Annotated in this window: 10 protein-coding genes; 7 read left to right on the top strand and 3 right to left on the bottom strand. The window is 57.5% G+C overall.

Going from position 1 to position 12874, the window contains the following annotated elements; translation table 11 throughout:
- Window positions 1-42: 42 nt before the first annotated feature.
- The 3 genes from CKF42_RS17335 to CKF42_RS17345 form a co-directional block, all read right to left on the bottom strand.
- Complete coding sequence (locus CKF42_RS17335; protein ID WP_111208744.1) at window positions 43-1194, bottom strand: amidohydrolase; 1152 nt, start codon at window positions 1192-1194, stop codon at window positions 43-45.
- Between the two features lie 23 nt (window positions 1195-1217).
- Window positions 1218-2216, bottom strand: coding sequence for an MsnO8 family LLM class oxidoreductase (locus CKF42_RS17340; RefSeq protein WP_111208745.1), 999 nt, complete (start codon window positions 2214-2216; stop codon window positions 1218-1220).
- 260 nt (window positions 2217-2476) lie between these two features.
- Window positions 2477-3211 (bottom strand): GntR family transcriptional regulator, encoded by a 735-nt coding sequence (locus CKF42_RS17345; protein ID WP_009092935.1) that lies wholly within the window; start codon window positions 3209-3211, stop codon window positions 2477-2479.
- A gap of 419 nt (window positions 3212-3630) precedes the next feature.
- On the opposite strand from CKF42_RS17345, the gene CKF42_RS17350 reads away from it, so the two are divergent.
- From CKF42_RS17350 to CKF42_RS17380, 7 genes are all read left to right on the top strand, one after another.
- Window positions 3631-4080, top strand: a complete 450-nt coding sequence (locus tag CKF42_RS17350; protein ID WP_111208746.1) for a PTS sugar transporter subunit IIA — start codon at window positions 3631-3633, stop codon at window positions 4078-4080.
- A 48-nt stretch (window positions 4081-4128) separates the two neighbouring features.
- Window positions 4129-4410 carry a PTS sugar transporter subunit IIB gene (locus CKF42_RS17355; RefSeq protein WP_009092933.1) on the top strand — a complete coding sequence of 94 codons (282 nt, stop codon included), beginning with the start codon at window positions 4129-4131 and terminating at the stop codon, window positions 4408-4410.
- Between the two features lie 29 nt (window positions 4411-4439).
- Window positions 4440-5813 (top strand): PTS ascorbate transporter subunit IIC, encoded by a 1374-nt coding sequence (locus CKF42_RS17360; protein ID WP_009092932.1) that lies wholly within the window; start codon window positions 4440-4442, stop codon window positions 5811-5813.
- 510 nt (window positions 5814-6323) lie between these two features.
- On the top strand, window positions 6324-7886 hold the full coding sequence (locus CKF42_RS17365; protein WP_009092931.1) for an aspartate aminotransferase family protein: 1563 nt from the start codon (window positions 6324-6326) through the stop codon (window positions 7884-7886).
- 1 nt (window position 7887) lies between these two features.
- Window positions 7888-9180, top strand: coding sequence for a lysine N(6)-hydroxylase/L-ornithine N(5)-oxygenase family protein (locus CKF42_RS17370; RefSeq protein ID WP_046102688.1), 1293 nt, complete (start codon window positions 7888-7890; stop codon window positions 9178-9180).
- 1 nt (window position 9181) lies between these two features.
- A complete protein-coding gene (locus tag CKF42_RS17375) occupies window positions 9182-11536 on the top strand; it encodes a GNAT family N-acetyltransferase (protein ID WP_111208747.1) in 2355 nt (784 codons plus the stop codon).
- 79 nt (window positions 11537-11615) lie between these two features.
- Window positions 11616-12851, top strand: a complete 1236-nt coding sequence (locus CKF42_RS17380; RefSeq protein ID WP_111208748.1) for an MFS transporter — start codon at window positions 11616-11618, stop codon at window positions 12849-12851.
- Window positions 12852-12874: the final 23 nt, after the last annotated feature.

Below are 12874 nucleotides of genomic sequence, written 5' to 3' on the forward strand. Positions count from 1 at the left end.
GTTCAGCACCGTCGTGCGGTTACGGCAGCAGATAAATGCTATTCAGAGTGGGAGGGACGCCTGACATCGCGCACTGAGATGTTGCAGCGCCTGGCGAGCCAGTTGAGCGAAGTAGTTAGCGGCGGGCGCAATCAGCGCCTCGTCGGGGGTAAAGCTGGCGTGATGCAGGCCAGACTCGCTGGCGCTGCCGATGCTGACAAAGGCGCCGGGCACCTGCTGCAGATAAAAAGCAAAGTCTTCACCCAGCAGAAGCAGTTCGGCGGTCTGCACCCGGTAACCCGCCTGGCCGGCCACATCGCTGCAGAATTCTGCCCAGTGGGGATCGTTGATCAGCACCGGCGGGCCAGGCTGCCAGGTCAGGGTCGCCTGCGCCCCATTGGCCGCGGCAAACTGCTCAACCAGGGTACGCACCCGCTGCTCCAGGTCGGCGCGCACCTGCAGATCGTGCGTACGCGCCGTGCCGCCAAATTCCACCCCGCCCGGCAACACATTCCAGCTTTTGCCGCCGTCGATGCGGGTGATGCTGAGCACCAGGCTGTCGAAGGCGCTAAAACTGCGGCTGGTGAGCCCCTGCAGTGCCTGAATAATCTGGCTGGCCGTCACGATGCTGTCGACGCCCTGCTCCGGGTAGGCGGCATGCGCACCTTTACCGGTCACGCGGATGATGAATTTGTCGGCATTGGCGTAGAACGCGCCGCTGCGGGTGGCAAACGTACCAAGCGGCAGCGAAGGTTCGTTGTGCATCCCGAAGATAGCCTGCACCTCATCCAGCACGCCCGCCCCGATGAACTGCCGGGCACCACGCGCAATCTCCTCGGCGGGCTGAAACAGGATGCGCACCCGTCCGGGCAGGGTGTCGGCCTGAGCCTGAAGCTGCAAGGCCGCGCCCAGCATCACCGCGCTGTGCAGGTCGTGACCGCAGGCGTGCATCACGCCGGGATGACGGGAGTGAAAACGCACCCCGCTCGCCTCATTGATGGGCAGCGCGTCAATGTCGGCGCGCAGAGCAATCACCGTTTCACCCTGGCCGATTTCAGCGACCACACCGGTTTCCAGCGGGTAATCGCGCAGCCGGATGCCTGCGGCCTGCAGCCAGCCGCGCAGCCGTGCGGTCGTCGCAAACTCCTGTCCGGACAGCTCCGGCCAGGTATGCAGTTCGCGTCGCCATTCAATCAGTTGTGATTCAGGGTACATGATGACTCTCCGCTGGCTGGGGATCAGGCCGCAATCAGATGATGGGTGGCCAGCAGTTCCAGCGAGCGCTGGCGGGCAACCGGATCGGTGACGGGCGTATCGATGACGAACTCGTCGATAGCAAAGTGATGATGCAGGGCGTCCAGCTGAGCATGCACCTGCGCCGCCGTGCCTTTCAGCAGTGACGGGGTGCGAGGTTCAATCTTATAGTCGCGATAGCCTCCCTGACGCACGAAGCGCTCCGCCTGCTCCAGGCTGGCGACGTTGACACCCGGGCCCCCTTTTACCGCCACATGATAGTGGCGCAGAGAGGCAACCAGCAGGTCAGCTTCAGCGGGCGAGTCAGCCACCACCACCTGAACCGCAACCAGCGCGCGCTGACCGTGACTCAGGCGGGTGTAGGTACTCAGCGCATGCTCAAGCAACGCGCGGTCACCATTCAGATGCGCCGCAAAGACAAACTGCCAGCCCAGCGAGGCAGCCAGCCGTGCGCTCTCTTCGCTGGCCCCCAGCAGAAAACGGCTAGCCGGACGTGCAGGCAACGGTGTCGCCGCCAGCCCCTCTTCATCCGGTTTCGGCTGATCTGGTTTCAGCCAGCTATCCAGCAGCTGAAGCTGTTCGGCAAAGCTGCCTTTGCTGGCGGCATCAACACCCCGCTGCAGCGCCTGGGTGGAGAGCGGTAACCCGCCTGGCGCTTTCCCGACGCCGAGATCGATGCGCCCCGGCGCCAGCGAGGCGAGCAGGTTGAAGTTTTCGGCCACTTTATAGGGGCTGTAGTGCTGCAACATCACGCCGCCCGATCCGACCCGGATATGGCGGGTCTGCGCAATGATCCAGGCGATCAGAAGCTCCGGTGAAGGGCTGGCAAGCTGTGCAGTGTTGTGATGTTCCGCCAGCCAGAAGCGGTGATAGCCCCACGCCTCTGCCCGCTGCGCCAGTTGCAGCGTGCGCTGAAGCGCCGCCGCAGGCGTCTCGCCCTGCAGGATGGGCGCTTTGTCTAACAGACTTAATTGATATGCCATTCACCTGGTCCTTATTGATTCCGGTTGCTGACCAGTGTGCTGCGCAGGCGATTATTGGTAAAACATCATATTGTTTTATGCTTTATTGAATTCGTCATATTGGCGGGGCGCGGCGAAATAAAAGACAAATAAGCGACGAAAGCCCCGAGGCCGGGCCTGTTATCGCCTTATCAGGGCGGGTTCAGGGTGAATAAAACGTGCAGAGTGGCAAAGGATTGCACAAAATCGTCTTATGTGAAGCGCTGAATTACCGGCTTTATTCAGGGGCGCTGAGAGTTCTGCTTCAGTGGAAAAAAGCGGGTGTTGATAATCGCCACATTAACCTCGCAGGGAACGCCATCATCGAGAAAAACCGTCTCATTAATCTGGATAACCGCATCCCCCGCCCCTAATTTCAGTAATGCCAGCGTCTCAGCCTGCGTCAGGTTAATGGCCGTTAAATGCTGGTCGCGCAGTTGCACTTTTTTTCCGGTCACTTCCTCAATATAGGCATATTTCGACACTTCCAGCTTGCTGAACTCCATGCTGTTAAACATATTCACCGGCAGATGGATATGTTCCAGCGCCACCGGCGTCTCATCGAAGCACATCAGTCGTAATATTTTGTAGATCGGATCGCTGGTTTTAATTCGCAGCGCCTGCGCCATCTCTGCCGATGGCACCCGGATAATGCTGGCAGAGATAATTTTACGGACGCCTTTGTGCCCGTTTCTCTGCGCCTGATAATCAAACGGGGAAAGCACGTGATATCGGTGAGCCTGGCTACTGATCTCCGTCGCACCCACAAATATCCCCGATCCCTTCACCCGATAAATACGCTGCTGCTCCACCAGAATTCGGGTCGCTTCACGCACCGTTGTGCGGGTGATACCGAGGCACTTTGCGATGGCTATTTCCGTATCCAGCTTTTCACCGGGTTGAAGGCCGTCATCTTTAATCCGGGTGAGGATGTAATCGACCACCTCTTTCTGCTTTTCAGTCATGCCATCAGCCATCGACGTTCTTCCCATTTGCGTGAAGGAGAGACTCCCTGTATCCGTGCCACTCCCTTTCTGCCTGACATTGCCGGAGAAGTACTACTCCGGTCAGGTGAATATGTGACCAACCTATCAAATTGGCACAGATGTTAAGCCTGTGTAGCCATATTTTAATTTTAGCGGTTGTGTCCCTACACGTCGAAGGACATCATCAGGATGACTAGACATCTTTAACCTGTACAGATGTGTTGCCGGGTCACTCATCCACCGGCTGGCCCCCCTCACTGAGGGAAGTCGTCAGGGCGAATCTCTGGAAAGTGTCTGTACAGGTTCAGGGAGAGTTAACGAACGCAGCCATGCCGAAGAGCGCGGCGACGCGCAAAGGGTATCTGCGTGACGTTAACTTTGAACGCGCAACGAGAGACAGGATTACAGCGATGTCACATCTGGCGAATTGGTTGAATAGCGAGCGAATTCAGTACGTGGAGCGCGTGGCTGACTGGCAGGAAGCGATTGTGCTGGCAGGGCGTCCTCTGCTCAGCGAAGGCGTCATCTCACAGGCTTACATTGATGCCATCATCCAGCAAAAAAAGGCGATCGGCCCCTTTTTTGTTATCGCTCCGCAGATTGCCATGCCTCACGCTCGTCCGGAACAGGGCGCGCTCGGACTGGGGCTGTCGGTGCTGCTGCTGGGAACGGCGGTGAAATTTGATTCTGAAGAGAACGATCCGGTGAAAGTCCTTTTTATGTTTGCCGCACCGGACAGTAACAGCCATATCGAAATGATTTCCCAGCTGGCGGAAGTCCTCTCCGATGAGAACATCATGGCGCAGGTTTTTAATGCAGACAGCCATGAAGCGCTGCTGGCAATTTTGTCAGGCGTCTGATTTACCCGTTAACACGTTAATTTTGATCACCAGAGAATGAGGTCGGATATGAAGATGATGGCAGTGTGTGGTTCAGGTCTGGGCAGCAGTTTCATGATGGAAATGAATATCAAAAAAGTGCTGAAGACATTAGGGGTGGAGGCTGAGGTTGAACATTCCGATCTCGGCTCGGTAACGCCCGACGTGGCGGATATTTTTGTGATGGCAAAAGATATTGCCTACAGCGCCAATCTTCCGGAAGAGAAAATCATCATCATCAATAACATTATTGACCTGAAAGAGATTGAGCAAAAAATACGAGATTATTTTGAGAAAAACGGACAGTTATAAGCCGATAAACACTTACCCTCGAGGTTAATATGTTTACTCAAAATCTTTTGCAGTTCGTCGTCGACGTGCTGAAAGTGCCCTCTATATTAGTCGGACTGGTGGCATTTTTCGGCCTGGTTGCGCAGAAGAAACCCTTCCCGGATGTGATTAAGGGCACGGTAAAAACGATTCTGGGCTTCCTGGTGCTGGCCGGTGGCGCGACCGTTCTGGTCGGTTCCCTGACGCCGCTTGGCGACATTTTTAAACATGCGTTCAATGTTCAGGGCATTATCCCGAATAATGAGGCGATGGTTTCTATCGCACTGGCAAAATATGGTGCGCCGACCACGATGATTATGGCCTTTGGCATGGTCGCCAATATCCTCGTCGCCAGGTTCACCCGGCTTAAATATATTTACCTGTCAGGGCATGTGACCTTTTATATGGCCTGCATGATCGCGATCATATTGTCGGTCGCTGGTTTTGAAGGCATTCAGCTCATCTATACCGGTTCGCTGGCACTGGGGATGCTGATGGCCACGTTTCCGGCGATCGCTCAGCCCTATATGCGGAAGATCATTGGTGGTGACCAGGTGGCGCTGGCGCACACCGGCACCATCGGTTATGTCCTGTCGGGCTGGATCGGCTCTCTGGTCGGAAAAGGCTCGCGCTCGACCGAAGAGATGAACATGCCAAAAAACCTGAGTTTTTTGCGCGACAGTACCATCTCCATCTCGCTGACGATGATGATTATCTACTTAATCCTGTCGATCTCGGCCGGTAAAGCCTATGTGGAATCCACCTTCAGCAATGGTCAGAACTACCTCGTTTACTCGTTTATTCAGGCCATTACCTTTGCCGCAGGCGTCTTCATCATTCTGCAGGGGGTTCGCTTAATCCTGGCTGAAATTGTCCCGGCCTTTACCGGCTTTTCAGAAAAACTGGTGCCGGAAGCCCGCCCGGCGCTGGATTGCCCGATTGTCTTCCCCTATGCCCCGAACGCGGTTCTGGTTGGCTTCATCTCCAGCTTTGCCGGGGGGCTGGTGGGGCTGTTTGTCCTTGGCCAGCTGCACTGGGTTTTGATTCTGCCAGGTGTGGTTCCTCACTTCTTCTGCGGTGCCACCGCGGGGGTGTTTGGTAATGCGACCGGCGGCAAACGCGGGGCGATTTGCGGTGCCTTTGCACATGGGCTGTTAATCACCTTCCTGCCGGTGGCGCTGCTGCCCGTGCTTGGACAGATTGGGCTGACCAACACGACCTTCTCGGACACCGACTTCGGCGTCACAGGCATTCTGCTGGGCAACATGGCTCACTTTATGGATAAGGGCACCATTACCCTGATCGTTACCGGTATTTTCGCCCTGTTAGTGCTCTATAACTTCACCGCCAGAAAGAAAATGCCTGCCGAAACCGATGCCGGTTAGTTTCCATTTTTGATCCCAACCAGAAAGGGCAAGCGTGACTTTCTGGTTGTTCCTTTTCAGGTGAGTGCCGCCCTTCTCAGACCCGTCAGACGCCCCTTTTTCACCCCCTCTCCGTTAACTTCTGCTCCGCCTCAAGGCGCTATTTTGCCTGTTTCACTGCATTTTGCTGGCCCTGAAAGCCGCAAAAAAAGGACTATTCCGATTCAGAAAAGTGATCTGAGTCACACTTTCAACATTAGATGCGCTAATAAATAAAATTTAACAACAAAACATTTGAATGATAATGATTAACATTTACACTCTCATCCGCATATAACAACGCGATAAACGCGGCCTAATCCACAAAAAATATGCGGTATTTACCAGTTTCAGGATGAAAACCCTGGTCCCCAGGATTGTCAGGGCTTTTATCTGGTTAGTCATTTTTATGTTTACTGGAGTTTTGAGCGGATATCCCACGCTGCTGATTCAGGTCGGCAGGGTTATGGTTTTAACGCACAGGAACTGAACATGCTTTTACGCTCATCTATTCAATCGGCACAGGACTTCGAACCGGCCTCCACTGCCTGCACGGCCGAAACGGCGATTTTCAACGATCGGCAACTGGCTGCCTGGTCGCAGCAGACGCAGGAGGTGCTGGCGCTGATGACCCGCACCGTCACCGGTGTTGAGAAGCCGTTCAGCGGCATCCTGCCTCATGAACTGGCGGCGGAATTCAGCGATGTCGATCTTGACCGTCCTCTGGGTAACAACGATGACGCTCTGGCGGAGCTGAGTCAGCTCTATCTGCGTGACGCCGTCTGGTTCCATCACCCGAAATATCTGGCACACCTCAACTGCCCTGTTGTGCTGCCTTCGCTGATGGCTGAACAGATCATGGCGGCGGTGAACAGCTCGGTGGACACCTGGGATCAGAGCGCAGGCGGCACCCTCATTGAGCAGAAGGTGATCGACTGGACGCTGGGCCGCATCGGCCTGCCCGCCGGGTCAGACGGGATCTTCACCAGTGGCGGCACCCAGTCGAATCTGATGGCGATGCTGCTGGCGCGTGACAGCTGGTGCGCGGCGCATCATCCCGGTCACCTGATCAAGCAGCGCGGCCTGCCGGAGACCGCTCCGAAGTGGCGCGTCTTTACGTCGAAGCTGAGCCACTTCAGCATCCAGAAATCGATGGCGATTCTGGGGCTGGGTTACGATGCGGTGATTGCTATCGATCACGACGAGCAGTTCCGCATGGACCCGGCCCTGCTGGCGCAGGAGATTGAGCGCTGCCGCAGCGAAGGGCTGATCCCGATTGCGGTTGTCGCTACCAGCGGCACCACCGATTTTGGCAGCATCGATCCGCTGCCGGAAATCGCCCGTCTCTGTGACGATTACGGTTTATGGATGCACGTTGACGCCGCCTATGGCTGCGGGCTGCTGGTCTCTGAGCAGCATCGCTCACGTCTGAACGGCATTGAGCGGGCGGATTCCGTCACCGTCGATTATCACAAATCCTTCTTCCAGACTGTCAGCTGCGGGGCCTTCTTCGTCCGGGATAGCCAGAACCTGAAGCATGTCACCCACCATGCCGACTACCTGAATCCGCTCAGCGCCCAGCAGGAAGGGACGCCAAATCTGGTCAACAAGAGCATTCAGACCACCCGCCGTTTTGATGCCCTGAAAATGTGGCTGACGCTGCGCGTCATGGGGCCGGCGGCGCTGGGTGAGGCCTTCGATACCCTGATCGCGCTGACGCAGACGGCGCATCAGCTGCTGAGCGATCACCCGTCTATCGAAGTGCTGCACGCCCCGGAGCTGACCACCCAGATTTTCCGTTACGTACCGGGCAAACACGCCAGTGATGCGCAGATCGACGAAATCAACGCCGCAATCCGCAAAGCGCTGTTCCGCTCCGGAAATGCCGTGATTGCCGGCACCAAAGTCGACGGCCGTCAGTACCTGAAATTTACCCTGCTAAATCCGACCACGACCCCTGCCGACCTCGAAGATGTGCTGAGCCTGATTGCGCACTATGGCCGCGAGCAGGTCCGGGCGTCTGCGCTGCGCGCGGCGAACCAGGGAGAGATGTGAAATGAAGAGTCCTGTTTACGATTTTATTGGCATCGGCATCGGCCCTTTCAACCTGAGTCTCGCCTGCCTGAGTGAGCCGGTTGAGGGTCTGAACGGTCTTTTCCTGGATGAGAATCCGGGATTTGACTGGCACACCGGCATGATGCTGGAAAGCGCCCATCTGCAGACCCCGTTCATGGCTGACCTGGTGACGCTGGCCGATCCGACCAGCCCGTACAGCCTGCTTAATTACATGAAGGAGAAGGGGAAACTCTACTCGTTCTACATCCGGGAAGACTTCTTCCTGATGCGCAAGGAGTACAACCAGTATTGCCAGTGGGCCAGCTCAAAGCTGTCGAATCTGCGCTGGAACAGTCACGTCGAGTATGTCAGCTACGATGAGGCCTCCGGCCTCTATCAGCTGGAGGTCAGGGAGACCCGCAGCGGCGAGAAACAGCGTTATCAGGCGCGTCATCTGATTCTCGGCACCGGCCCGGTGGCCTGGATGCCGGAGTGCAGCCAGCCGCATCGTCAGCGCCTGACCCACTCCAGTCACTATCTGGCGAACAAAGCCGCGTTGCAGCAGAAGCGGTCGATTACCGTGCTGGGCAGCGGTCAGAGTGCAGCGGAGATCTACTATGACCTGCTGACCGATATCGATCGCTTTGGTTATCAGCTCAACTGGATCACCCGTGCGCCGCGCTTTTACCCGCTGGAGTACACCAAGCTGACGCTGGAGATGACCTCGCCGGAGTGGGTGGACTACTTCCACGCCCTGCCTGCCAGCACCCGCGACGAACTCAATGCCCGGCATAAGAACCTCTACAAGGGGATCAACAGCAGCCTGATTAATGACATTTACGATCTGATGTACGTTAAACAGCTCGATGGCGATCTGAACGTCAATCTCTTCACCCACTCGGCCCTGACCGCGATGCGCTGGCTGCCGGAGGGGGAATTTGAGCTGACGCTGCATCAGGAGGAGCAGGACTGTACCTTTACCCGCCGCACCGAAGGGCTGGTGATGGCAACCGGCTATCACTATCGGCCACCGATGTTTCTGGAGGGGATCACCGCGCGTCTGCGCTGGGATGAGAAAGGCCGTTACGACGTGCAGCGCAACTACAGCATTGACCATCACAATCAGGTCTTTGTCCAAAACGCCGAGCTACACACCCACGGCTTTGTCACCCCGGATCTGGGGATGGCCTGCTACCGCAACTCGGTGCTGCTGCGCGAACTGACCGGACGCGAGGTTTACCCGATCGAGCGTCAGATCGCTTTCCAGACTTTCCCGGCTAAAACGGAGCGCTGAAATGAGTTCATCTGTCCTGTTCAGCGCCCGCCGTCCCGCGGGTCTGTTCACCCTCCGGCCGATGCAGGCCAGCGATGCGCCGCTCATCCACAGCTGGGTCACCCGCGACTATGCGCGCTTCTGGGGCATGCAGCAGCAGAGCCTGGAGCAGGTCGCGGCGTTCTATCAGACACTGACGGCAAAGGATCCCAAAGCGGCACTGATTGGCTGCTGCAACGATGAGCCGATCTGTCTGATTGAGTGCTATCGCGCCTGTGATGATGAGATTGGAAAATTCTACCCGGCTGCGCCCGATGACTACGGCATGCATATCCTGATTGCCCCGGCCAGCAAGCCGATCCGCGCCTTCAGCTGGCAGGTCTTTTCGCTGGTGATGGACTATATGTTCAGCCGTCCCGAAGTGAACCGCGTGGTGGTCGAGCCGGACGTGCGCAACGAGAAGATCCACGTTCTGAACAGGCGTGCCGGTTTCCGCTATCAGCATACCCTCGACCTGGGCCATAAAACCGCCTGGCTGGCCTTCTGCCAGCGGGAAGATTATCAACACGCGTTACTGCAGGAGTCGCAGACTATGACCACCCCCTCTTCACTGATGAACGGCACGCATCTGACGGGCGACAACTGGGCGCAGGCAAACCGCATGCTGATCCGCAAAGCGATTGCCGAGTTTGCGCATGAAAAAATCATCGCGCCGCAGGAATCCGGCAACGGCAGCTATCAGCTGGCGGTGCCGGGTGGCGAGGCGAGCTACCATTTCCGCGCGGCGCGGCTGGCGCTGGATCACTGGGAGATTGACGCGGGTTCACTGCGTAAGCAGGAGAATGGCCATGATCTGCCGCTGGATGCGCTGAAGTTTATCGTGGAGTTCAACGGAGAGATCGGCATTCCCCAGGCGCTGCTGGCTACCTACATGGAAGAGATCAGCAGCACACTCTGCAGCGCTGTCTATAAGCTGCAGAAGCACAATCCGGACAGTCAGGCGCTGGTCTCCGCGGATTTCCAGACCGTTGAAGCGGCCATGACCGAAGGTCATCCCTGCTTTGTCGCCAACAACGGCCGCATCGGCTTTGATGCGCAGGACTACCTGGCCTATGCACCCGAAGCCGCCGCGCCGGTTCACCTTATCTGGGTCGCGGTCCACCGCCGCAATGCGCATTTCGCCAGCCTGAGCGAGCTGAGTTACGAGCAGCTGCTGCGTGATGAGCTGGGCCAGAACACCGTTGAGCAGTTTAATGCACAGCTGGAGCAAAAAGGGCTGGCGGTTGAGGAGTATATCCTGATGCCGGTGCACCCGTGGCAGTGGCAGAACAAACTGCTGACGGTTTTCGCCGCGGACATCGCGAATCACGATATTGTCTGGCTCGGCACGGGCGACGACGCCTATCAGGCGCAGCAGTCCATCCGCACCTTCTTCAACCGCAGTCAGCCGGAAAAGCGCTACGTGAAAACCGCGCTTTCGGTGCTGAACATGGGCTTTATGCGCGGTCTGTCGCCCTACTACATGGCGACCACACCGGCCATCAACGGCTGGCTGGAGCAGCTGGTGACAGGCGATGCCTGGCTGAAGAAGTGCGATTTCCGCATCCTGCGCGAAGTTGCTTCGGTCGGCTATCACAACCGCTATTACGAGCAGGCGATTAAAGGCGACTCCGCTTACAAGAAGATGTTTGCCGCCCTGTGGCGCGACAATCCGGCGGCCAGCCTGCAACCCGGTCAGCGTCTGATGACCATGGCCTCCTTCCTGCACGTCGATCACCATCAGCAGGCGTTGCTGCCCGCGCTGATTGCCGATTCCGGTTTACCCGCGAAGCAGTGGATTGACCGCTATCTGGCCTGCTACCTCAGTCCGCTGCTGCACTGCTTCTATCAGCATGACCTGGTGTTTATGCCGCACGGCGAAAACCTGATTATGCTGCTGGAGAACAACGTACCGGTCAGCGCCTATATGAAGGATATCGGCGAGGAGATCGCGGTGATGAACCCGGATGCCGTGCTGCCGGAAGGTGTGCAGCGACTGGCGGTGGATGTGCCGGAGGAGCTTAAACTGCTGTCGATCTTCACCGACGTCTTTGACTGCATTTTCCGCTTTATCAGCGCGATCCTCGACCAGTCAGGCACACTGCCTGAGGAGCAGTTCTGGCAGTCGGTAGCGGAATGCGTGAAGGATTATCAGCAGGCGCATCCGCAGCTGGCGACGAAGTTTGCGCGTTATAACATGTTTGCGCCAGAGTTCACCCGCTCCTGCCTCAACCGCCTGCAGCTGGCCAACAACCAGCAGATGATTAACCTCACCGACCCGGCGGAAAACCTGAAATTTGCCGGTACCCTGGTCAATCCGATCGCGCGCTGGCGCTAAGCGTTACCCTGTCACGTAATGGTCAGGCGGTCACCTGGGTGGCCGCCTTTTTTTTAATGAGTTATCGCAGGAATCTGTAATGTCCTCTTTTATTCCGGTCGCAAAGCTGACCCGGCGGCATCTGATCTTTCCCCTGTCGCTGGTGCTGTTTGAGTTTGCGACCTATATCGCCCATGACATGATCCAGCCCGGTATGCTGCTGGTGACTCAGGAGTTTAAGGTGGGGCCGGAGTGGGTCTCCACCTCCCTGACTGCTTACCTGGCCGGTGGCATCCTGCTGCAGTGGCTGCTTGGCCCGCTCTCGGACCGCATCGGACGGCGTCCGGTGCTGATCGGTGGCGTGACCTTCTTTATGCTCTCCTGCATCGCAACGCACTGGGTACAAAGCATTGAGCAGTTCGTTCTGCTGCGCTTCCTGCAGGGGATCAGCCTCTGTTTCATCGGTGCAGTGGGTTATGCAGCGATCCAGGAGGCGTTCACCGAATCGCTCAGCATCAAAATGATGGCGCTGATGGCCAACGTCGCCCTGCTGGCTCCGCTGGCCGGGCCGCTGGCGGGCGCGGCGTTTCTGACCGTGGGAGAATGGCGCACGCTGTTCTGGCTGATTGGCGCTGTTGCGGCGCTGGCGCTGGCCGGGCTCTGGTATGCCATGCCTGAAACGGCGGGCGATCGTCAAAAAGCGCTGTCGCTGCGATCGATTATCAGCGGTTACGCGGCGTTGCTGAAGGATCGTCAGGTGATGCGCGGTTCACTGGCTATCGGACTGGTCAGCGTCCCCTGCATTGCCTGGGTGGCGCTTTCACCCGTCATCCTGATCCACGGCGCGCAACTGAGCCGCATCGACTATGCCCTGCTTCAGCTGCCGGTCTTTGCCGCGATGATTGCGGGCAACCTGACGCTGGGCCGTTTATCCAGCCGTCTGCCGATTGAACAGCCGGTAAAGCTGGGTGCCTGGCCAGTAGTCTGCGGACTGACCGTTGCGGTGGTTGCCACCCTGCTGAATCCGCAAAGCTATCTGTGGCTCACTGCCGGAATGAGTCTCTACGGCTTCGGCACCGGGCTGATTAACGCCGGACTTTACCGTATGACGCTCTTTTCCAGCAGCGCCGGAAAAGGCAGCGTCGCGGCACTGCTGGGCATGGTGAGCATCCTGATTATTGCGCTGGGCATTGAAGCCGCGAAAACGGCTTATTTCAGCTTCGGCACCGGCGGCTTTAGCCTGGTGAATCTGACCTGCGGTCTGCTGTGGCTCGTTCTGGTCAGCGCGTTTCTGCGCGATAGTCAGTGTCGCCAGCAGCCACTCTGTACTGAGTAGCGTCTCGTCAGGGTAAGGGGCCG

This window comes from Pantoea sp. ARC270 (assembly GCF_003236725.1).
In the GTDB taxonomy this organism is placed as follows: domain Bacteria; phylum Pseudomonadota; class Gammaproteobacteria; order Enterobacterales; family Enterobacteriaceae; genus Pantoea; species Pantoea anthophila.